Here is a 22,084-nt window from a genome sequence, read left to right as displayed (position 1 = left end):
AACCTTCGTTTAACGGACAGCTACTCAGGAAACGTTTTTACCCATGAATGCCGCAAAGCGCCTTGAAATATTTCGCCGGTTTCACGAAGACAACCCTGAGCCCAAAACAGAGCTGGCCTACTCATCTCCGTTTGAGCTGTTGATTGCGGTAATTTTGTCCGCTCAAGCCACTGACGTAAGCGTCAACAAGGCAATGGCCAAATTGTTTCCAGTCGCCAATACACCAGAAGCCATCTACGCTCTGGGAGTAGATGGGCTGTCGCAGTACATCAAGACCATTGGCTTGTATAACAGCAAGGCCAAAAACGTGATTGAAACCTGCCGTTTATTGATTGAACGTCATGGCAGTCAGGTTCCGCAGACGCGAGAAGAGCTTGAGGCGCTTCCTGGTGTAGGCCGCAAAACTGCAAATGTCGTTCTCAACACAGCCTTCAGACAGCTGACAATGGCTGTAGACACCCATATTTTCAGGGTCAGCAACCGAACCGCAATTGCGCCAGGCAAGAATGTGGTGGAAGTAGAAAAGAACCTGATGAAGCACGTACCCAAACCGTATCTGCTGGACGCCCATCACTGGCTCATCCTGCATGGGCGCTACGTCTGCCAGGCGCGCAAGCCTCGTTGTGGAAGCTGTCGCATAGAAGACCTGTGCGAATTCAAGGAAAAAACCTCTGATGATTGACCGATAGAGATTTTATGGACTGATCGATTGAGAAAATCTTTTTTACCCGCGCAGTGATTATCGCTATAAGGGGCGCCATTGACTGTCTTAGCCTGGAGTGAACTGAATGAGCACTGGCAAAGAAGAACTGGAAGTAGAAGAAGATTTTGCAATCGCCGATCCGGAAGAGATCGTGGAGCCTGTTGTCGAGGTGGCTAAAACCAATTTGGCTAAACGTCGTACTATTGACGCGCTTCTGGAAGAAAAACGGCTCAGAAAAGAGCTCGAAGATTATGGGTACGATCTCTAATCCCTTGCACAAAACCCTCAAAAGCCTCCTTTAGCGGAGGCTTTTATTCAGAGGCTGGTGGGGGGATCACACCCTCACCCCCCCTCCCTCATACCAGACCATTGCGCTGTGCAAGCTCGATCAAATCAACGAGTGAGCGAGCATTGAGCTTCAATAAAAGGCGCGTTTTGTAGGTACTTACCGTTTTATTACTCAGAAACATCCCATCTGCGATTTCCTTGTTACTTTTCCCCCTTGCTAACTGCTGTAGAACCATCATCTCGCGCCCTGAAAGCCGATTGACCATATCAGCCTCACTGGCATTCCCCAGACTTGATCGCACAGAGTGCAGCGCCTGATTAGGGAAGTAGCTATAGCCTGACAGCACAGCCTTGATTGCACTCAACAGTTCGGTTAAATCCTGCTGTTTGCACACATAACCTGCTGCACCGGCCTGCATGCAGCGCATGGAGAAGTGACCTGGCGCCTGTGAGGTTAGCACCAACACCTTAATAGGCACTGCAGGCGTAGACAACCGAGCTATAACTTCAAGCCCGTCAAGTTTAGGTATTCCTATATCCAAAATCACAATGTCAGGCGCGTACTCACGCGCAAGCTGTAAAGCATCCACTCCATTGTCCGTCTCTGCGATGACTTCATAGCCATGTCGTTCCATGAGCATACGCACAGCCAGACGAATTACAGGATGATCATCCACGATCAGCACTTTATTCATGGGCAATTCCAATTTATCGCTGTTCGAATTTTTAGAACCAGCACAATAGCCTAGTCATAACAACCTGGGCATAGTGTCCCCCCCAAGCATCAACAACCAAAGACACTTCCTACAGATATTGAAGAATCACCCTACAGAAATAGCCCATTAAAACTAAGCCTATATTTCACGCTAACGCAAATAGCCTCACATGCAAAAAACACTACCGCAAGACCACTTTAATATTTAAAACACAAGCCCCATGATCACTGGCGCACCTTCTCACAATTAGCAGAAAACCCTTAAAACAAACAAAAACCCAAAATAAATACTGACTCCCTACAAAACCCTCCTTGATATATAAATACCTCAGCACAACAATAACTTAATTACAGAGCATCCCCTCTGTTCGGAAATCACCACACAGGCCAATCAAAAATCAACAAAACCTCAGCCCCAAACCTCTCAACATCCAGCGAGACTTAAATCTACTATTTTTCCAGAGAAAAATATTACAATTTTGTACTTACAGAATAGGACTACAGATCAATCAGAAAACACCCCAAATTAAAACATATCAAAAAAAAGACTCACACCAAGTCAATTCAAAAAACAAGCGACCGAACAAGAACATAAAAAAATGATAAAAAAACCCACCAACAAACAACTTAAAACACCGCACCTCCAGCCACACTCGAGCCACTCATAAAAAACTTACAGCGCCCTACTCCCCAGCCTTAACCACTCCTATAGAACTCACCACAGATAACACCAAAACGCCTACACAATATTCAAGCAACCAACAAAACCAAAAGCCCCACCCATTAACATGACGAGTAACACTTACATCCCATTTGCGATTTCAAAAAAATGCGTCTAACTTCAAAGCAACCCTGCCATAAAAATCAAGATTCTTCGCCCTTCAGTCCACCGCGCAATCGCGCACTAGCTATCCTTCACTAGCCCAACACTTTTAAACTACATAACTATGGCCTTCCTCATGATTAAAAATAATTTAAAAATCAACAACCCACTCACAGTGATCGCCATTTTCTCGATGTTGACCGAGGCTTCCGCTGCCGTTTCATTGCCCTATATAGATATTGAGCATCAGAATATATACATCTGGTTCCTTGTTGTATTCCCAACGCTTCTAGTTACGCTATTTTTCCTGACCTTGAACTTCAACAACAAAACACTTTACACGCCTTCCGACTTATCCAAGGCTGACAGCCACCCCAAAACGACAACGTATACCCCTGCCGCCTATGCAGGACAAACGCTAACATTCAAGAGCACGAAAGTTCCGGCGCTGGCCTGTTCACGACATCATCACCCCGGCACGAGCTTTCACTCTTTCAGCCCACCTGCTTTTACTTTTCTTCCACAAGGCCACAGAACCTACGATTCCACACCAACAGCGTCCAACTGGACAAACAACACATCTGCAAATCGACCGCTACCTAAGTACGTGCTCATAGAGAGCTCCGCATTTAAAAATATTCATTTGTTAAACCTTAGCCATCCACCCCTGCAACGACTAAACAACACATCGAACATCCTGGAGGCACTCCATACGCATTGCAAAACGCCACACAAGCACAAAAACAACACGTCTAAAAATGACCTGCTTTTTTTATTAACAAACAGGCAGTCCGACATTCCGCCAGAGACGCTAAAGCGCTCTATTGCCCTCTCTAAAAACCTACTATTTACGTCTCAATCTACCGTCATCACCTACAACACTGACACGCATATACTCAACATCGTAAACCCGCCCTCTCTTTCGATAAACTACTGAATTCCAAGCAAAAAAAAGCCCCGACCAAATGGCCGGGGCTTTTTTAATTCGGGTCGTATCAGAACAACTTACGGCCTTTGTTTGCCGCAATTCGCATGCGCAAGGCATTCAACTTGATGAAGCCGGCTGCGTCGGCCTGATTGTAGGCTCCGCCATCTTCTTCAAACGTTGCAATGTTTGCATCAAACAACGACTCGTCAGACTTGCGACCTGTCACGATCACATTGCCTTTGTACAGTTTTAGGCGAACGACACCGTTAACGTGGGCCTGAGAAGCATCAATCATTTGCTGCAGCATGATGCGCTCTGGGCTCCACCAGTACCCGGTGTAGATCAGGCTGGCGTACTTAGGCATCAACTCATCTTTGAGGTGAGCCACTTCACGATCCAGAGTAATCGACTCAATGGCACGGTGAGCACGCAACATAATGGTGCCACCCGGGGTTTCGTAGCAACCACGGGACTTCATGCCGACGTAACGGTTCTCAACGATGTCGAGACGACCGATACCATTCTCTCCGCCGATACGGTTAAGCGTTGCCAATACGGTGGCGGGTGTCATTTCAACACCGTCAAGAGCAACGATATCGCCGTTGCGGTAAGTCAGTTCCAGATAAGTCGGCGTGTTAGGCGCGTCTTCTGGCGACTTGGTCCAACGCCACATGTCTTCTTCATGCTCGGTCCAGGTATCTTCCAGCACGCCGCCCTCGTAAGAGATATGCAGCAAGTTGGCGTCCATCGAGTAAGGAGACTTCTTCTTGCCATGACGCTCGATCGGGATATTGTGCTTTTCAGCGTAATCCATCAGCTTTTCACGGGAGAGCAAATCCCACTCACGCCAAGGAGCAATAACCTTCACCCCTGGCTTCAAGGCATAGGCGCCCAGTTCAAAACGAACCTGGTCATTCCCTTTACCCGTTGCGCCGTGCGAAATGGCATCTGCACCAGTTTCGTTGGCGATTTCAATCAGGCGTTTAGCAATCAGCGGACGAGCGATTGAGGTACCCAGCAGGTACTCGCCTTCGTAAACGGTGTTGGCACGGAACATCGGGAAAACGAAGTCTCGAACAAACTCTTCACGCAGGTCATCAATGTAGATTTCCTTAACGCCCATGGCTTGCGCCTTGGCACGTGCAGGTTCGACCTCTTCGCCCTGACCCAGGTCAGCGGTAAAGGTTACGACTTCACAGTTATAAGTATCCTGCAGCCACTTCAGGATCACCGAAGTGTCCAGGCCGCCCGAATAAGCCAAAACGACCTTGTTTACGTCCGCCATGCCATCACTCCACGGGTTGTTCGAAAAGCCGAACAGTCTACCGCCCATATCCATTAATTTACAGAGGCGCGACAGCTTAAGACGACAAAGCGACAGTTTATGTCAAAGGGGCGACGAGACCGCTACCTCAGGAAATCGCTGCAGGGTTGGTAACACCCTGTGCCGGAGCAGCTTTTTCTGGCATGGGAAGTCGCTCCAGACGGACACTGACCCGGCGGTTTTTGGCACGATTTACTCGGTTGCTATTAGGGACCAGCGGGTATTGCTCGCCATGGAAGCGAACCGTGATCTGCGACTCCTGCAGACCATGTTCCTTGAAGTAATCCATAACAGCCAGTGCCCGGCGTCGTGACAGCTCACGATTGGTCAGGCGATTACCCAAATTGTCCGAATAGCCGTCCAATGAGACGTGATTGACCGTTGGGTCTGCTCTCAAGTATTCCACCATGACTTGCAAGCTGATCCGGGCAGTGGCGTCCAGCTCGGTACCACCACCAGGAAACCCAATCCGGCTTTGCCTGACCTGTTCGAAATTTTTGGGTAAAAGCTTTGCGGTACAGGCCTCGTAATCCCCGTAAGCCTGGCGAAACCTTGCCGGCAACAGGCGCACTTCCGAGACGCTACCCTCTCGGGAGTAGTGCCTGAGCAACGGGCTACGCCCTTCAAGCAGCCCGCGAAACAAACTTGCAGCCTGAGCCTGGGAACTGTTGAACAGTATCTGCCCACGCCCTATGCGCACCGACCCCAGGTCAATATCCCCTCTGCCCGGTTGCCACGGTGCAGCGGCTGCCAACAGTTTTGCAGAACCCTCGCCGAGCATCGAGTTAGAGGCATTGAGGCGGAAAACGGCCTGTTCTCCTGCGCGACGTACAAACGCTCCTGAACCGAAATCGGTAATGGGCTGGATCAGGCGGCATTCGAATTTGTCACCTTCCACTTTCCACTCGATATTCTCCAGCCGCGTCTGGAAAGTCAGAGCCATGGCCGGCAGGCTGGCAAACATACTGAGCAGGATGAAATAACGCTGGCGCACGGGTGGCTCCAAAGGCTTGCACTGCAAAAAAACCGAGAACCGATATACGGCTTACGCATGAGATATCGGTTAGCAATCACAAAACTTGATAGCGAGTGCCTGATAGAGTCTTTTCCGGTAGCATTCACATCAGTTTGACCCGCCTGGAATCCCCAATGTCTGACCGCCTGACCCTGCTGCGTCCCGACGACTGGCATATACATCTTCGCGATGGTGCTGTGTTGCCTCACACTGTCGCGGATGTTGCGCGCACTTTTGGCCGCGCCATCATCATGCCCAACCTGGTACCTCCGGTGCGTAACGCTGCCGAAGCCGATGCCTACCGCCAGCGCATTTTGGCTGCTCGCCCGGCCGGTAGCCGTTTCGAGCCGCTGATGGTGCTGTACCTCACCGATCGAACACAGCCGGAAGATATTCGTACGGCCAAGGCCAGTGGATTCGTCCATGCCGCCAAGCTGTATCCGGCTGGGGCAACGACCAACTCCGACTCTGGCGTGACCAGCATCGACGCGATCTTCCCGGTTCTTGAAGTCATGGCTGAAGTTGGCATGCCTTTACTGATCCACGGTGAAGTCACGCGCGCTGGCGTGGACGTCTTTGACCGCGAAAAAATCTTCATCGACGAGCATATGCGCCGCGTTGTAGATCGCTTCCCGACGCTTAAAGTCGTGTTTGAGCACATCACCACTGCAGAAGCAGTGCAGTTCGTCAACGAGGCTTCAGCCAACGTTGGCGCAACCATTACTGCTCATCACCTGCTCTACAACCGCAATCACATGCTGGTTGGCGGTATTCGCCCGCACTTCTATTGCTTGCCGATCCTCAAGCGCAACACCCACCAGGAAGCCCTGCTGGATGCGGCCACCAGCGGCAGCGAGAAGTTCTTCCTGGGCACCGACTCGGCGCCACATGCCCAGCACGCCAAAGAAGCTGCGTGCGGTTGCGCCGGTTGCTACACCGCCTATGCGGCCATTGAGATGTACGCAGAAGCCTTTGAACAGCGTAATGCGCTGGACAAACTGGAAGCCTTTGCCAGCCTGAATGGCCCGCGCTTCTACGGATTGCCTGCCAGCACCGAACAAATCACCCTGGTTCGCCAGGAGTGGACCGCCCCTACCAGCCTGCCTTTCGGCGCGCTGACCGTAATCCCGCTGCGCGCCGGTGAAAAACTGCGCTGGCGCCTGCTGGAGGAACAGCTGTGAGTGACGACCATTATGATGACGAACACGAAGGCGGCCATGGCGGCGGATCACGCCACCCGATGGCCGAGCGTTTTCGCGGCTATCTACCGGTCGTAATCGATGTTGAAACCGGTGGTTTCAACAGCGCCACCGATGCCTTGCTGGAAATCGCCGCTGTAACGATCGGCATGGACGAAAGAGGCTTTGTGTTCCCGGAACACACCTATTTCCACCGTGTAGAGCCGTTTGAAGGCGCCAACATCGAAGCCGCTGCTCTGGAATTTACCGGGATCAAGCTCGATCATCCGCTGCGCATGGCCGTTAGTGAAGAAACAGCCCTGACCGATATCTTCCGTGGCGTACGCAAGGCTCTGAAAGCCAATGGCTGCAAACGCGCCATCCTGGTGGGCCATAACAGCAGCTTCGACCTGGGCTTCCTCAACGCCGCTGTCGCGCGTCTGGACATGAAACGCAATCCGTTTCACCCATTCTCGAGTTTTGACACCGCGACCCTCGCGGGTCTGGCCTATGGCCAAACGGTACTGGCCAAAGCCTGTCAGACCGCCGACATCGATTTTGATGGACGCGAAGCGCACTCGGCTCGTTATGACACCGAGAAAACCGCTGAACTGTTCTGTGGCATCGTCAACCGCTGGAAACAAATGGGCGGCTGGAAAGACTTCAACGACTGATCCTGTCGCTGAGGCTTACCACGCCCCATAAAAAAACCGGACACTGGGTCCGGTTTTTTTATGCCTCAAACTGACCCTTACAACTGGTCAGCATTCTCGGTCAGGTACGCTGCAACACCAGCAGTCGATGCGGTCATGCCTTTGTCGCCTTTCTTCCAGTTGGCAGGGCAAACTTCGCCGTGCTCTTCGTGGAATTGCAGAGCGTCAACCAGACGCAGCAGCTCGTCCATGTTACGACCCAGTGGCAGGTCGTTAACGATCTGGGAGCGTACAACGCCCTTGTCGTCGATCAGGAACGCGCCGCGCAGTGCAACGCCGCCTTCGGTTTCAACGTCATAGGCCTTGCAGATAGCGTGATTGATGTCGGCAGCCATGGTGTATTTCACCTGGCCGATGCCGCCATTGTTCACTGGGGTGTTGCGCCATGCGTTGTGAGTGAAATGGGAGTCGATGGACACAGCAACCACTTCAACGTTACGCGCCTGGAACTCAGGAATGCGGTGATCCAGAGCAATCAGCTCGGACGGGCAAACGAAAGTGAAGTCCAGCGGGTAGAAGAACACCAGGCCATATTTGCCTTTGATGGCAGTGGACAGCGAGAAGCTGTCAACGATTTCGCCATTGCCAAGTACGGCGGCGACGGTGAAGTCAGGGGCTTGTTTGCCTACGAGTACGCTCATTGGATATCTCCTGGTGTGCTGCGTGAAGAACAGAATCTGGTCATGACGGCCCTGTAACAGCAGTCTTTTGACCAGTTCCTGCGTAAAAATGACCGTCCATCATACACCGCCGCGTCTGGACGGGCCTCAACCCTTTTTCAACATCGAGCAGCAGCCCCTTCAAGACCGTTCGTCAGCACGACGCTGGCGGGCATCAATTGAGGCCCAAGGTACTTTGACAATCATTCTCGTTAACATTAAGATCCTGTCATTGAATCCCAACCAGTGATGGTTCTTATTTATGTACGTTTGCCTTTGCACTGGCGTGACCGATGGAAAAATTCGCGACGCAATCTACGACGGTTGCTGCAGCTACCGTGAAGTGCGCGAAGCAACAGGTGTCGCCAGCCAATGCGGTAAATGTGCCTGCCTGGCCAAGCAAGTGGTTCGAGAAACCCTGGCTTCGCTGCAAACCAGCCAGGCCGTAATGAGTTTCCCGGCAGAATTTTCAGCCGCTTAATTAATAGATTCCAAAGAACCGGACTTAGCGTTCGGTTTTTTTATGCCCGAAATTCAAGTGGTTAGCCTCAAGACGCGGAACACAAACATTCTTATTCCGATTAATTTTCATTTATTATTCAAATACTTAGGTTTGACAGTCAGCAACCTGCGGATCAAACTCTGCCTTATATACAGTTAAATAAGGCAGGCCCCAGCCATGAAAGGCGACATTTCAGTTATTCAGCACCTCAATAAAATTCTCGGCAACGAACTGGTCGCAATCAATCAATACTTCCTGCATGCACGCATGTATCAGGATTGGGGCCTGGAGAAGTTGGGTGCGCACGAGTACCACGAATCCATCGACGAGATGAAACATGCGGACAAGCTGATCAAGCGCATTCTGTTCCTTGAAGGCCTGCCAAACGTTCAGGACCTGGGCAAGCTGCACATCGGCGAGCACACCAAGGAAATGCTGGAGTGCGACCTGCGCATTGAGAAGACCGGCCACGCCGACCTCAAAGCAGCTATCGCCCATTGCGAAGTTGTCGGAGACTTTGGCAGCCGCGAAATGCTCGAAGATATTCTCGAGTCTGAAGAAGAACATATCGACTGGCTGGAAACTCAGTTGGGCCTGATCGATAAAGTTGGCATTGAGAATTACCTGCAATCGCAAATGGGTGAGTAACTAACACCCACTAAAAAGCCCCGCCCTGTTTATCACAGAGGCGGGGCTTTTTTATGCGCACTACATAACAACTGTAACGACGCGACTGAGATCAGGCTTCAGTCTTGTTTGCAGCCGCTTTCTCTACAGCTTCTTTAATCAAAGCTTGCAAGGAACCATCGGCGGCCATTTCAGCCATGATGTCGCTACCGCCAACCAACTCACCACCGACCCACAGCTGTGGGAAGGTTGGCCAGTTTGCGTATTTCGGCAGATTGGCGCGAATTTCCGGGTTCTGGAGAATGTCCACGTAAGCGAACTTCTCGCCACAGCCCATGACTGCTTGAGCAGCTTTAGCCGAAAAGCCGCACTGCGGGGCATTCGGGGAGCCTTTCATGTAGAGCAGAATGGTGTTGTTGGCAATCTGGTCTTTAATAGTTTCGATGATATCCATGGAGCACCTCGGCTGAACTTTCCGACTCAGTTGTCGGCACGGTGGCGCATTGTAACGGAAAGCCAAGCATCACGCTCGGCCTCCCCGACAGACAATCGTCGGCCCTGCCTATGCAAAAACCTGTAGTCGCTGCCGATAACGTAACGGTAACAAAACCCGCACAATTGCCAAGCAACGTCAGGGCAGTGTACAAATGAGCAGCTGAGGTGAGGCAAACCACTTGATCGTGGTTCCGGCCGCGTGCTCATGCAGCGCAAGACTCGCTCAAACCTCTATAAACGTGACCCTTATTGGCAAGACGCGACATTTCCTTATAAGATCGCGCCTTCCCCTATTTCGTCGCCCCGTGCGGCTTTCGCCGCAGGTCTCGCCCGTTTTTCCGAAAACCCCGGCTTTGAGCATCTGCGGTCGTTGCAAAAAAAGGTAGTTAATGATGAGCGCAAGGCACTTTCTCTCCCTGATGGATTGCACGCCCGAAGAGCTAGTCAGCGTGATTCGTCGCGGTATCGAGCTGAAGGACCTGCGTCAACGCGGCGTTCTCTTCGAACCCCTGAAAGGTCGCGTACTGGGCATGATTTTCGAGAAATCATCGACCCGCACCCGCCTGTCATTCGAAGCCGGCATGATCCAGCTGGGTGGCCAGGCAATTTTTCTGTCGCCACGCGACACCCAACTTGGCCGTGGCGAGCCGATTGGCGACTGCGCCATCGTAATGTCGCGCATGCTCGACGCCGTCATGATCCGTACCTTTGCCCACAGCACCCTGACCGAGTTCGCGGCCAATTCCCGCGTACCGGTAATCAACGGTCTGTCAGACGACTTGCACCCGTGCCAGTTGCTGGCCGACATGCAGACGTTCCAGGAACATCGTGGATCGATCAAGGGTAAAACCGTGGCCTGGATCGGCGACGGCAACAACATGTGCAACAGCTATATAGAAGCGGCCATCCAGTTCGACTTCCAGTTGCGGGTTGCCTGCCCGGAAGGCTATGAGCCCAACCCCGAATTCGTAGCGCAAGCCGGTGATCGCGTGACCATCGTACGCGACCCGCGTGATGCAGTAATGGGTGCCCACCTGGTAAGCACCGATGTGTGGACCTCAATGGGCCAGGAGGAAGAAACCGCCAAACGTCTGGAGCTGTTCGCCCCGTATCAGGTCAACTGCGCCCTGCTCGACCTTGCTGCCGACGACGTGCTTTTCATGCACTGCCTGCCGGCTCACCGCGGCGAAGAAATCAGCCTCGACCTGCTGGACGACCCGCGCTCCGTGGCATGGGATCAAGCCGAAAACCGTCTGCACGCGCAAAAAGCGCTGCTCGAATTCCTTGTCCAACCGGCGTACCAACCCGCATGAGTCAACCGTTATTGCTCAACCTAAGCGATCTGGCCTGTGGTTATCAGGGCCAGAGCGTTGTAAAAAATCTCAACCTGCACCTCAACGCCGGAGATATTGGCTGCTTGCTGGGCTCTTCGGGCTGCGGAAAAACCACCACTCTGCGGGCGATCGCCGGTTTTGAGCCGGTGCATCAGGGTGAGATCCGTTTGGCAGGTGAAGTTATCTCCAGTGCCGGCTTTACCCTGGCACCCGAGAAACGTCGTATCGGCATGGTGTTTCAGGACTACGCCCTCTTTCCGCACCTGAGCGTGGCCGACAACATTGCGTTCGGGATTCGCAAACACCCGAACAAAGACCGAGTGACCGAAGAGCTGCTTGAACTGGTCAATCTCAAAAACCTCGGTAAACGTTTCCCCCACGAACTTTCCGGTGGTCAGCAACAGCGTGTTGCCCTTGCCCGCGCATTGGCACCCGAGCCGCAATTACTGTTGCTGGATGAACCCTTTTCCAACCTTGATGGCGAGTTGCGACGCAAACTGAGCCATGAAGTGCGCGACATCCTGAAAGCTCGCGGTACCAGTGCGATTTTGGTGACACACGACCAGGAAGAAGCCTTCGCTGTCAGCGACCACGTAGGCGTCTTCAAGGAAGGTCGTCTTGAGCAGTGGGATACGCCCTACAACCTCTACCACGAGCCGCAGACACCGTTTGTAGCGAGCTTTATCGGTCAGGGATACTTCATTCGAGGGCAGTTGCTGAGCCCTGAGTCGGTACAGACCGAGCTGGGGGTTTTACGCGGTAATCGGGCTTATACCTGGCCAACCGGTGCCGCGGTTGATGTATTGCTGCGCCCGGACGATATCGTTTACGCGCCCGACAGCGATTTAAAAGCCCGGATTATCGGCAAGACATTCCTGGGTGCTTCCACCTTGTATCGCCTGCAACTGCCGACAGGCTGCCAGCTCGAGTCGATCTTTCCGAGCCACGCCGACCATTTACCCGGCGCCGAAGTGGGTATTCGCGTTGCGGCTGAACATCTGGTGATGTTTCAAACCAGCGGCAGCATTGCAGCACAAATCCCTCACTCTGAAACCGGCGTCAGGCGCTTCAGTACAGCTCACTAAAAACGCTCACATTACCTGTGGGAATGCTTAAGCCCGCCCTACCCCTGCAAACTTCGCCTGCGTGTGCTCTGCCAGCACCGCAGGCGCCAGTTCAACTTCCAGCCCGCGTCGTCCGGCGCTGACAAAAATAGTCGAAAACCCTTCAGCGCTTTTATCAATAAAGGTACGCAGGCGTTTCTTCTGCCCCAACGGACTGATCCCGCCCAACAAATACCCTGTGGAACGCTGAGCCGCCGCCGGGTCCGCCATCTCGACTTTCTTTACTCCCGCAGCATGTGCCAGTGCTTTTAAATCAAGACTTCCGACGACCGGTACAACGGCGACTAACAACTCACCCTTTTCACTGCTGGCCAACAACGTCTTGAACACTTGGGCAGGCTCCAGGCCAAGCTTCTCTGCGGCTTCCAACCCATAGGACGCAGCCTTTGGGTCGTGCTCGTAGCTGTGTACCCGATGTTCGGCGCGAACTTTTTTCAGCAGATCCAATGCAGGCGTCATAGCAGCTCCAGTCTTGAATAAGGAAGAGATAACCGATCGCCAATTTTAGGCTATTGGCCTGCAAAAAGGCGCTAGGCCGAGGGTTAGCGCTGTGTTTTTAGCTGAAACGCTACATCAAGGCCTACCAATTTGTAGTGTTTGATTACACAAAAACCAATACCAAAGAACTGGTCCCGAGTCAGAATGTGAATACCCGTTCACTTTCGACCTTTGACAGCAGCGTTTCTTGTCTATATTTTTTCGAATCTGAATATACTCGAACGACTTTGCCTGGCCGTGAAAATCAGACATGCGCAACTCCCGGCCCGGACCAAGACGCACTACCACCCTGATTGACGACGTCAAAAAACAACAATAACGAGGTTTCACATGTCGACTGCATCGCAGCACCCTACGCTTTCAGGCCAATGCATGGCCGAGTTTCTCGGTACCGCACTTTTAATTTTCTTTGGCACCGGTTGTGTCGCAGCCCTCAAGGTCGCGGGCGCCAGTTTTGGCTTATGGGAAATCAGCATCATCTGGGGCATTGGCGTCAGCATGGCGATTTACCTGACAGCAGGCGTTTCCGGCGCACACCTGAACCCGGCGGTCAGCATTGCGCTGTGCCTGTTCACCGACTTTGAAAAGCGCAAACTACCCTTCTACATCCTTGCGCAAGTCGCGGGGGCCTTCTGCGCCGCTGCGTTGGTTTACACGCTCTATAGCAACCTTTTCTTCGATTACGAACAAACCCATCAAATGGTCCGCGGTAGCCAGGCAAGCCTGGAGCTGGCCTCGGTATTCTCGACCTACCCGCATCCCGCGCTTACCACCCTGCAAGCCTTCCTCGTCGAAATGGTGATCACCGCTATCCTTATGGGCGTGATCATGGCCCTGACCGACGACAAGAACGGCTTGCCGCGTGGCGCATTGGCACCGCTGCTGATCGGCTTGCTGATTGCCGTCATTGGCAGTTCGATGGGACCGCTAACCGGCTTTGCGATGAACCCTGCTCGTGATTTCGGGCCTAAGCTGATGACTTTCTTTGCCGGCTGGGGTGAAATTTCGTTCACTGGCGGACGCGATATTCCTTATTTCCTGATTCCAATCTTTGCGCCGATTGTGGGTGCTTGCCTGGGTGCAGCCATTTATCGCGGGCTGATAGCCCGCCATTTGCCTGAGGCAACACCGGTGGCCGCAGACACCCAAGCCGCAACTCAAGTGAAAACCCAGGCTTCCTGATACCGACTTATGAAACGGGGCGCACGAGACCTACTGCCCATTACCTGTCTCGCGCCCGCAACCTCCCTCATTCTGCAAGGCAACTTCACATGACCGACATTCAGAATAAGAACTACATCATCGCGCTTGACCAAGGCACCACCAGTTCGCGAGCGATCATCTTTGATCGTGACGCCAACGTGGTGTGTACGGCGCAACGCGAGTTTCAACAGCACTACCCGCAACCGGGCTGGGTTGAACACGACCCGATGGAGATTTTCGCAACCCAAAGCGCCGTGATGGTCGAAGCCTTGGCTCAAGCCGGTCTGCACCATGACCAGGTTGCCGCTATCGGCATCACCAACCAGCGCGAAACCACCGTGGTATGGGACAAGGTCAGCGGTCGCCCGATCTACAACGCCATCGTCTGGCAGTGCCGCCGCAGCACCGAAATTTGCGAACAACTCAAACGCGACGGGCACGAGCAGTACATCAGCGACACCACAGGCCTGGTCACCGACCCGTACTTCTCCGGCACCAAGCTCAAGTGGATCCTCGACAACGTCGAAGGCAGCCGCGAACGTGCGCGCAATGGCGAGTTGCTGTTCGGCACCGTCGACAGCTGGCTGATCTGGAAATTTACCGGCGGCAAAACCCACGTTACCGATTACACCAACGCATCGCGCACCATGCTCTTCAACATCCACACCCTGGAGTGGGATACCAAGATGCTGGAGGTGCTGGATATCCCCCGCGAAATGTTGCCTGAAGTGAAGTCGTCTTCAGAGATCTACGGCCGCACCAAAAGCGGTATCGCTATTGCCGGTATTGCAGGCGACCAGCAAGCTGCGTTGTTTGGCCAAATGTGTGTCGAGCCGGGCCAGGCCAAAAACACCTACGGCACCGGCTGCTTCCTGCTGATGAACACCGGTTCCAAAGCCGTCAAATCGAGCCACGGCATGCTGACCACCATCGCCTGCGGCCCACGCGGCGAAGTTGCCTACGCCCTGGAAGGCGCCGTATTCAACGGCGGTTCCACCGTGCAATGGCTGCGCGACGAACTGAAGATCATCAACGACGCTCACGACACCGAATATTTCGCGGGCAAGGTCAAAGACAGTAACGGCGTGTATCTGGTACCCGCATTCACCGGCCTCGGCGCCCCTTACTGGGACCCGTATGCCCGTGGCGCATTGTTCGGCCTGACTCGAGGCGTACGCGTAGATCACATCATTCGTGCAGCACTGGAGTCGATTGCCTACCAGACACGCGACGTACTGGACGCCATGCAGCAGGATTCGGGCGAACGCCTCAAAGCCCTGCGCGTAGACGGTGGAGCCGTAGCCAACAACTTCCTGATGCAATTTCAGGCCGATATTCTCGGCACCCGGGTTGAGCGCCCGCAAATGCGCGAAACCACGGCGCTGGGTGCTGCGTACCTGGCCGGTTTGGCCTGCGGTTTCTGGGGCAGTTTGGACGAATTGCGCGGCAAGGCCGTGATCGAGCGCGAATTCGAACCCGCACTGGACGAAGCCAGCAAAGAGAAGCTTTATGCAGGCTGGAAAAAAGCCGTGAGCCGCACCCGCGACTGGGAACCCCACGAAGAAAGCAACTAAGGCCCAGGGTAATGACAGCTGCGGGCGCCACTGGCGCGCGCAGCTGCTTATGGGCTTGATGGCACCTGCAAGTAGCAGACGGCGCTTTCCTGCGGCATCATGGGCGAATTTTGCTTCGCCGCCCAAAGGAAACTCCATGAATCTGCCTCCACGCCAGCAGCAGATCCTCGAACTCGTTCGCGAGCGCGGCTATGTCAGCATCGAGGAAATGGCTCAGTTGTTCGTCGTTACACCGCAGACCATTCGCCGTGACATCAATCAGTTGGCGGAAGCCGATCTGTTGCGCCGCTACCACGGTGGGGCTGCCTATGATTCCAGTGTCGAAAACACGGCCTACGCCATGCGCGCCGACCAAATGCGCGATGAAAAACGCCGTATTGGCGAGGCCATCGCCGCCCAAATCCCTGATCACGCCTCGATTTTCATCAACATCGGTACCACCACCGAGTCGATTGCCCGGGCGCTGCTCAACCACAACCATCTGAAAATCATCACCAACAACCTGCACGTGGCCTCGATCCTGAGTGCCAAGGATGACTTTGAAGTGCTGATTGCCGGCGGCAACGTACGCCGCGATGGCGGTATCGTGGGTCAGGCCAGCGTCGACTTTATCAACCAGTTCAAGTTCGACTTCGCACTGGTGGGTATCAGCGGTATCGACTCAGACGGCAGCCTGCTGGACTTCGACTATCAGGAAGTCCGCGTATCCCAGGCTATTATCGCCAATGCTCGACAAGTGATTCTCGCAGCCGACTCCAGCAAATTCGGCCGCAATGCGATGGTGCGCCTCGGCCCGATCACCCTGATTGATTGCCTGGTCACTGACCAGCCGCCGGTGCCCGAGCTTGCGCAGTTGTTGGCCCAGAACAAGATTCGCCTGGAAGTGGTTTAAACCAGGGCTGGTCAGGTTTTTTGTGGGAGCGGACTTGCTCGCGATACAGGCAACGCGGTGCGCCTGTCACTACGAGGTGACTCCATCGCGAGCAAGCCCGCTCCCATAGAATCAACACTTCCACTCCGAAATGTTCGAAATTATTCCTTTTAGCCCCACCCGATGAGTTTTTTCAATCGAATGGTGCTGGATGTGCTCGCCCTTATCCGCTAATATTTTCGCAAATGAACATTAATGTTCGAATTCAAATATGCGTAAAGAACGCGAGGCCAACACATGCCCCTGACCACCTTGCCTGCCACTCCCCTCGCTGAGGTTTACGACGTTGCCGTTATTGGCGGCGGAATCAATGGCGTCGGGATTGCGGCAGACGCAGCCGGTCGCGGCCTGTCGGTGTTCCTTTGCGAAAAGGACGATCTGGCCAGCCATACCTCGTCCGCCAGCAGCAAGCTGATCCACGGCGGCCTGCGCTACCTTGAACACTATGAGTTCCGCTTGGTGCGCGAAGCCCTGGCTGAACGTGAAGTGCTGCTGGCGAAAGCCCCGCACATCGTCAAACCCATGCGTTTTGTATTGCCGCATCGCCCGCACCTGCGCCCGGCGTGGATGATCCGCGCCGGGCTGTTCCTGTATGACCACCTGGGCAAACGCGAAAAACTCGCTGGCTCAACCAGTCTCAAGTTCGGTGCTGACAGCCCATTAAAGGCAGAAATCACCAAGGGCTTTGAATATTCTGACTGCTGGGTAGATGACGCACGCTTGGTAGTACTCAACGCCATGGCCGCACGGGAAAAAGGCGCCCATGTTCACACCCAGACTCGTTGTGTAGGTGCGCGCCGTAACAAAGGGCTGTGGGAACTAAACCTGGAGCGCGCAGACGGCAGCCTGTTTTCGATTCGCAGCAAAGCACTGGTCAATGCCGCCGGCCCTTGGGTAGCCAAATTCATCAAGGACGACCTCAAGCTGGATTCGCCTTACGGCATCCGCCTGATTCAAGGCAGTCACCTGATCGTGCCGAAGCTGTATGACGCCCCTAACGCGTTCATTCTGCAAAACGAAGATCAGCGAATTGTGTTCACCATTCCGTACATGGACCAGTTCACCATCATCGGCACAACCGACCGTGAATACACCGGTGATCCGGCCAAGGTTAGCATCACCGAAGAAGAGACCGATTACTTGCTCAATGTGGTCAACGCCCACTTCAAGCAGCAAGTAAGCCGCGCCGATATCCTGCGCACGTACTCCGGTGTGCGTCCGTTGTGTAATGACGAGTCCGACAACCCTTCCGCAGTGACACGCGATTACACTCTTGCCCTGTCTGGCGCGCCAGGCGAGGCACCGCTGCTGTCGGTGTTTGGTGGCAAACTCACCACATACCGCAAGCTGGCCGAATCGGCCATGGCCCAGTTGACCCCGTACTTCCCCCGGATCAAGCCAAGCTGGACAGCCAGCGCGACGCTGCCCGGCGGCGAAGACATGACTACGCCAAAAGCCTTGAGCGCAGCCCTGGTCAGCCAGCACAGCTGGCTGGATGCCGCGATTGCCAAACGCTGGGCAATCACCTACGGCAGCCGCTCATGGCGCTTGCTGGACGGCGTGCAAGGCCTGAGTGACATGGGCGAGCACATTGGCAGCGGCCTCTATAGCCGTGAAGTTGACTACCTGTGCAGTCAGGAATGGGCACTGGAAACACAGGATATTCTGTGGCGCCGGACCAAACTGGGGCTGTTCACCACCGCTGAAGAGCAGGCCCATCTGGCGCAATACATGACCAACCTGGGCCTGAGGCACCGCAAAATAGAAGCAGCTTAAGCACCTTACCCGCCCCACAGGTTTCACATCACTTGTGGGGGCGGCGGGGCGAAGACTCGACTTGCTCGCGCCTACAACCTCGACTGTAAAAAACTTGAGCGCCCGAATCGCCAGCAGTTCGCCCCGCCTTTCATTCGGTTTTCCGAACACCCTAAGCCTGCCGGATTCGGCTTTCCGGGCACCGCTGTGTTTATGCCCCTTCGAAAACAAACTAAAAACCCTTATAAATCAGCATGTTAGACATAAACACAATGTCTGGCACGACTCATGCTCTACACTCTAGACCGAATGCTGAAACAGTGCGTCTCGCCTGTTAAGACATTTGAAGTACAAAAGAGCCCACGAACGGGTTTAATAAAAAAAACAATGTCGAGGAAAACAACGATGCGCATCGTTCCGCAACTTTTGGGCGCAGCAATTGCTGCAGCTCTGATTAGCACTCCAGTTTTTGCAGCCGAATTGACCGGCACACTGAAGAAAATCAAAGAATCCGGCACTATCACCCTCGGGCATCGTGACTCCTCCATTCCGTTTTCCTACATCGCGGACGCTACCGGCAAGCCGGTTGGCTACTCCCACGATGTTCAACTGGCCATTGTCGAAGGGCTGAAAAAGCAGCTCGACATGCCCGATCTCAAGGTCAAGTACAACCTGGTCACTTCCCAGACCCGTATCCCGCTGGTGCAAAACGGCACCGTTGACGTTGAGTGTGGTTCCACCACCAACAACGTTGAACGCCAGCAACAGGTCGACTTCTCGGTTGGCATCTTCGAAATCGGTACACGTCTGCTGTCCAAAAAGGACTCGCCTTACAAGGACTTTGCTGACCTGAAAGGCAAAAACGTCGTAACTACCGCGGGTACTACCTCCGAGCGCATCCTCAAGGCGATGAACGCCGACAAGCAGATGGGCATGAACGTGATCTCGGCAAAAGACCACGGCGAAGCTTTCAACATGCTTGAGTCGGGCCGCGCCGTAGCCTTCATGATGGACGACGCCCTGCTGGCCGGTGAAATGGCCAAGGCCAAGAAGCCAACTGACTGGGCCGTTACAGGTACGCCTCAGTCATACGAAATCTACGGTTGCATGGTGCGCAAAGGCGACCCGGATTTCAAAAAGGCCGTGGATGACGCAATCGTTGCCTACTACAAGTCTGGCAAGATCAACGACACCTACACCAAATGGTTCCAGTCGCCTATTCCACCTAAAGGCCTGAACCTGATGTTCCCTATGAGCAACGAGCTCAAGGCGCTGATTGCCAACCCGACCGACAAGGCTGCAGACGACAAGCCGGCAGAAGAAAAGAAATCCTGATTTCTGGCTGCTGACACTTCCGGGCGTGAGCCATCACGCCCGGAGTTGTCGACCACCTTTGTACTGAGCTTCTTATTGCATTAGAGAACACTCGGACCGCTGGTTATCGAGCGGGTTCTGCGTGCCCGACGACCCTGTCGGACAGGAACGGATTCCCTGAAGCAAGTGCTTGTTTATAGACCCATCTGAGGGGAGACCCTGCATGAATTACAACTGGGACTGGAGCGTGTTCTTCAAGTCCACCGGCGTAGGCAGCGAGACGTATCTCGACTGGTTTATTTCTGGTTTGGGCTGGACCATCGCTATCGCTGTTGTCGCCTGGATAGTCGCGTTGATCCTGGGTTCGCTGCTGGGCGTCATGCGCACGCTGCCCAACCGTTTTATCGCGGGTATCGCCACGGTTTACGTGGAAATCTTCCGTAACGTTCCGCTGCTGGTGCAGCTGTTTATCTGGTACTTCCTGGTACCCGATTTGCTGCCTCCGGATTTGCAGGAGTGGTACAAGCAAGACCTCAACCCGACCACCTCGGCTTACCTGAGCGTTGTCGTGTGTCTGGGCCTCTTTACCGCAGCACGGGTTTGCGAACAGGTACGCACCGGTATTGAAGCACTGCCGCGAGGCCAGGAAGCTGCCGCCCGCGCTATGGGTTTCAGCATGATGCAAATCTACTGGAACGTACTGCTGCCACAAGCCTATCGCATCATCATTCCACCGCTCACCTCCGAATTCCTCAACGTGTTCAAGAACTCGTCCGTGGCTTCGTTGATCGGTTTGATGGAGCTGCTGGCACAAACCAAACAGACCGCCGAGTTTTCCGCCAACCTGTTTGAAGCCTTCACCCTGGCCACTCTGATCTACTTCACCCTGAACATGAGCCTGATGTTGCTGATGCGTCTGATCGAGAAGAAAGTAGCGGTGCCCGGTCTGATGTCTTTGGGGGGTAAATAATGGACTTCTTCGATTTCAGCGGGATTGTTCCCGCCCTGCCAGGCCTGTGGAACGGCATGGTCATGACCTTGAAACTCATGATCCTGGGTGTTATCGGTGGTGTCGCGCTGGGCACTGTGCTGGCATTGATGCGTTTGTCGTCAAGCAAGTGGATGGCCAATCTGGCAGGCGCTTACGTCAACTACTTCCGTTCGATCCCGTTGCTGCTGGTGATTACCTGGTTCTACCTGGCCGTACCCTTCGTATTGCGCTGGATCACCGGTAAAGACACTCCGATCGGCGCTTTCGAGTCGTGCATGGTGGCCTTCGTCATGTTCGAAGCCGCCTATTTTTGCGAGATCGTCCGAGCGGGCGTGCAGGCCATCCCGAAAGGCCAGATGGGCGCAGCCAAAGCGCTGGGTATGAGTTATGGCCAGGCCATGCGCCTGATCATCCTGCCCCAGGCATTTCGTAAAATGACCCCATTGCTGCTGCAACAGAGCATCATCCTGTTCCAGGACACCTCATTGGTGTACACAGTTGGCCTGGTGGATTTCCTCAATGCCTCGCGTTCCAGTGGCGACATCATCGGCCGCTCCAATGAGTTCCTGATCTTCGCCGGTCTGGTGTATTTCATCATCAGCTTTTCCGCCTCGCTGCTGGTCAAGCGTCTGCAAAAAAGGTTTGCCGTATGATCTCGATCAAGAACATCAACAAGTGGTACGGGGACTTCCAGGTACTGACCGATTGCAGTACTGAAGTCAAAAAGGGTGAAGTGGTCGTAGTCTGTGGCCCGTCCGGCTCGGGCAAGTCGACCCTGATCAAGTGCGTCAACGCCCTTGAACCGTTCCAGAAAGGCGACATCGTGGTCGATGGCACGTCCATTGCCGACCCAAAGACCAACCTGCCGAAACTGCGTTCGCGCGTTGGCATGGTGTTCCAGCATTTCGAACTGTTCCCGCACATGACCATCACCGAAAACCTGACCATTGCACAGGTCAAGGTACTGGGTCGCAGCAAGGCCGAGGCCACCAAAAAAGGCCTTGAACTGCTGGAACGCGTCGGCCTGTCGGCACACGCCCACAAGCACCCCGGCCAACTTTCTGGTGGTCAGCAACAGCGAGTGGCAATTGCCCGCGCATTGGCCATGGACCCGATCGTCATGCTGTTTGACGAACCGACCTCGGCGCTTGACCCGGAAATGGTCAACGAAGTACTCGACGTCATGGTGCAACTGGCCAACGAAGGCATGACCATGATGTGCGTAACCCACGAAATGGGTTTTGCGCGCAAGGTGGCCAACCGAGTGATCTTTATGGACCAGGGCAAAATCGTCGAAGACTGTGAAAAAGAAGAGTTCTTCGGCGACGTTAGTGCCCGCTCCGAGCGTGCACAGCACTTCCTCGCCAAGATCCTGCAGCACTAAGTCCGG

General features: G+C 54.1%; 23 protein-coding genes. 17 read left to right on the top strand and 6 right to left on the bottom strand.

The features are described from left to right. Positions 1-43: 43 nt before the first annotated feature. Both nth and V6L79_RS08320 read left to right on the top strand, forming a co-directional pair. The gene (gene nth / locus V6L79_RS08325) at positions 44-682 is read left to right on the top strand and encodes an endonuclease III (RefSeq protein ID WP_261741138.1); all 639 of its coding nucleotides are present in this window, start codon (positions 44-46) and stop codon (positions 680-682) included. A 106-nt stretch (positions 683-788) separates the two neighbouring features. Beyond that, complete coding sequence (locus V6L79_RS08320) at positions 789-971, top strand: PA3496 family putative envelope integrity protein (RefSeq protein WP_321835904.1); 183 nt, start codon at positions 789-791, stop codon at positions 969-971. Between the two features lie 88 nt (positions 972-1,059). Here the strand turns inward: V6L79_RS08320 and V6L79_RS08315 are convergent, their stop codons facing one another. After that, positions 1,060-1,686, bottom strand: coding sequence for a response regulator transcription factor (locus V6L79_RS08315; RefSeq protein WP_029611271.1), 627 nt, complete (start codon positions 1,684-1,686; stop codon positions 1,060-1,062). 979 nt (positions 1,687-2,665) lie between these two features. Between V6L79_RS08315 and V6L79_RS08310 the strand changes: the two genes are divergently transcribed. Continuing rightward, the gene (locus tag V6L79_RS08310; RefSeq protein WP_321836592.1) at positions 2,666-3,466 is read left to right on the top strand and encodes a hypothetical protein; all 801 of its coding nucleotides are present in this window, start codon (positions 2,666-2,668) and stop codon (positions 3,464-3,466) included. A gap of 58 nt (positions 3,467-3,524) precedes the next feature. On the opposite strand, the gene V6L79_RS08305 is transcribed toward V6L79_RS08310, so the two are convergent. Together V6L79_RS08305 and V6L79_RS08300 are read right to left on the bottom strand one after the other, a co-directional pair. Then, the gene (locus tag V6L79_RS08305; protein WP_133075884.1) at positions 3,525-4,742 is read right to left on the bottom strand and encodes an argininosuccinate synthase; all 1,218 of its coding nucleotides are present in this window, start codon (positions 4,740-4,742) and stop codon (positions 3,525-3,527) included. A gap of 127 nt (positions 4,743-4,869) precedes the next feature. Further along, entirely contained in the window at positions 4,870-5,775 is a 906-nt protein-coding gene (locus V6L79_RS08300; protein ID WP_338580076.1) for an OmpA family protein, read from the bottom strand. A 155-nt stretch (positions 5,776-5,930) separates the two neighbouring features. Here V6L79_RS08300 and pyrC point away from each other — a divergent pair, with 155 nt between their 5' ends. Together pyrC and rnt are read left to right on the top strand one after the other, a co-directional pair. Beyond that, positions 5,931-6,977 carry a dihydroorotase gene (gene pyrC / locus V6L79_RS08295; RefSeq protein WP_261741134.1) on the top strand — a complete coding sequence of 349 codons (1,047 nt, stop codon included), beginning with the start codon at positions 5,931-5,933 and terminating at the stop codon, positions 6,975-6,977. After that, a complete protein-coding gene (gene rnt, locus V6L79_RS08290; protein ID WP_019823542.1) occupies positions 6,974-7,648 on the top strand; it encodes a ribonuclease T in 675 nt (224 codons plus the stop codon). Before pyrC ends, rnt begins: the two co-directional genes overlap by 4 nt. Positions 7,649-7,725: 77 nt before the next feature. Here rnt and V6L79_RS08285 read toward each other — a convergent pair whose 3' ends face one another. Continuing rightward, positions 7,726-8,328 carry a peroxiredoxin gene (locus tag V6L79_RS08285; protein WP_003443181.1) on the bottom strand — a complete coding sequence of 201 codons (603 nt, stop codon included), beginning with the start codon at positions 8,326-8,328 and terminating at the stop codon, positions 7,726-7,728. 280 nt (positions 8,329-8,608) lie between these two features. Here V6L79_RS08285 and V6L79_RS08280 point away from each other — a divergent pair, with 280 nt between their 5' ends. Both V6L79_RS08280 and bfr read left to right on the top strand, forming a co-directional pair. Then, entirely contained in the window at positions 8,609-8,827 is a 219-nt protein-coding gene (locus V6L79_RS08280; protein WP_019823547.1) for a bacterioferritin-associated ferredoxin, read from the top strand. Positions 8,828-9,025: 198 nt separating this feature from the next. Beyond that, positions 9,026-9,496: a bacterioferritin gene (bfr, locus tag V6L79_RS08275; protein WP_016779692.1), complete on the top strand. Its 471-nt coding sequence runs from the start codon at positions 9,026-9,028 to the stop codon at positions 9,494-9,496. A gap of 91 nt (positions 9,497-9,587) precedes the next feature. Here the strand turns inward: bfr and grxD are convergent, their stop codons facing one another. After that, complete coding sequence (gene grxD, locus V6L79_RS08270; RefSeq protein ID WP_016779691.1) at positions 9,588-9,929, bottom strand: Grx4 family monothiol glutaredoxin; 342 nt, start codon at positions 9,927-9,929, stop codon at positions 9,588-9,590. Between the two features lie 433 nt (positions 9,930-10,362). On the opposite strand from grxD, the gene argF reads away from it, so the two are divergent. Both argF and V6L79_RS08260 read left to right on the top strand, forming a co-directional pair. Then, positions 10,363-11,283, top strand: a complete 921-nt coding sequence (gene argF / locus V6L79_RS08265; protein WP_321835901.1) for an ornithine carbamoyltransferase — start codon at positions 10,363-10,365, stop codon at positions 11,281-11,283. Next, positions 11,280-12,389 carry an ABC transporter ATP-binding protein gene (locus V6L79_RS08260; RefSeq protein ID WP_338580075.1) on the top strand — a complete coding sequence of 370 codons (1,110 nt, stop codon included), beginning with the start codon at positions 11,280-11,282 and terminating at the stop codon, positions 12,387-12,389. The genes argF and V6L79_RS08260 overlap by 4 nt, the downstream gene beginning before the upstream one ends. Before the next feature lie 27 nt (positions 12,390-12,416). On the opposite strand, the gene ybaK is transcribed toward V6L79_RS08260, so the two are convergent. Further along, positions 12,417-12,887 carry a Cys-tRNA(Pro) deacylase gene (gene ybaK / locus V6L79_RS08255; RefSeq protein ID WP_261741131.1) on the bottom strand — a complete coding sequence of 157 codons (471 nt, stop codon included), beginning with the start codon at positions 12,885-12,887 and terminating at the stop codon, positions 12,417-12,419. Positions 12,888-13,256: 369 nt separating this feature from the next. Here ybaK and V6L79_RS08250 point away from each other — a divergent pair, with 369 nt between their 5' ends. The 8 genes from V6L79_RS08250 to V6L79_RS08215 all read left to right on the top strand — a co-directional run bounded on the left by V6L79_RS08250 (position 13,257) and on the right by V6L79_RS08215 (position 22,078). Then, positions 13,257-14,108, top strand: coding sequence for an MIP/aquaporin family protein (locus V6L79_RS08250; RefSeq protein WP_261741130.1), 852 nt, complete (start codon positions 13,257-13,259; stop codon positions 14,106-14,108). A gap of 89 nt (positions 14,109-14,197) precedes the next feature. Beyond that, positions 14,198-15,703 carry a glycerol kinase GlpK gene (glpK, locus tag V6L79_RS08245; protein ID WP_261741129.1) on the top strand — a complete coding sequence of 502 codons (1,506 nt, stop codon included), beginning with the start codon at positions 14,198-14,200 and terminating at the stop codon, positions 15,701-15,703. 136 nt (positions 15,704-15,839) lie between these two features. Continuing rightward, positions 15,840-16,595: a DeoR family transcriptional regulator gene (locus tag V6L79_RS08240; protein ID WP_261741128.1), complete on the top strand. Its 756-nt coding sequence runs from the start codon at positions 15,840-15,842 to the stop codon at positions 16,593-16,595. A 276-nt stretch (positions 16,596-16,871) separates the two neighbouring features. After that, positions 16,872-18,410: a glycerol-3-phosphate dehydrogenase gene (gene glpD, locus V6L79_RS08235; RefSeq protein ID WP_338580074.1), complete on the top strand. Its 1,539-nt coding sequence runs from the start codon at positions 16,872-16,874 to the stop codon at positions 18,408-18,410. Positions 18,411-18,794: 384 nt separating this feature from the next. Continuing rightward, positions 18,795-19,724 (top strand): glutamate/aspartate ABC transporter substrate-binding protein, encoded by a 930-nt coding sequence (locus V6L79_RS08230; RefSeq protein WP_261741126.1) that lies wholly within the window; start codon positions 18,795-18,797, stop codon positions 19,722-19,724. A 202-nt stretch (positions 19,725-19,926) separates the two neighbouring features. Further along, positions 19,927-20,673 carry an amino acid ABC transporter permease gene (locus tag V6L79_RS08225; RefSeq protein WP_261741125.1) on the top strand — a complete coding sequence of 249 codons (747 nt, stop codon included), beginning with the start codon at positions 19,927-19,929 and terminating at the stop codon, positions 20,671-20,673. Further along, positions 20,673-21,347 carry an amino acid ABC transporter permease gene (locus V6L79_RS08220; protein ID WP_261741124.1) on the top strand — a complete coding sequence of 225 codons (675 nt, stop codon included), beginning with the start codon at positions 20,673-20,675 and terminating at the stop codon, positions 21,345-21,347. Before V6L79_RS08225 ends, V6L79_RS08220 begins: the two co-directional genes overlap by 1 nt. Then, positions 21,344-22,078 carry an amino acid ABC transporter ATP-binding protein gene (locus V6L79_RS08215; protein ID WP_016779681.1) on the top strand — a complete coding sequence of 245 codons (735 nt, stop codon included), beginning with the start codon at positions 21,344-21,346 and terminating at the stop codon, positions 22,076-22,078. The genes V6L79_RS08220 and V6L79_RS08215 overlap by 4 nt, the downstream gene beginning before the upstream one ends. Positions 22,079-22,084: the final 6 nt, after the last annotated feature.

The organism is Pseudomonas sp. ML2-2023-6 (genome assembly GCF_037055265.1).
GTDB classification, from domain to species: domain Bacteria; phylum Pseudomonadota; class Gammaproteobacteria; order Pseudomonadales; family Pseudomonadaceae; genus Aquipseudomonas; species Aquipseudomonas kulmbachensis.
The sequence above is the reverse complement of the archived record's forward strand: the minus strand, read 5'-3'. Positions and strand labels throughout refer to the sequence as shown.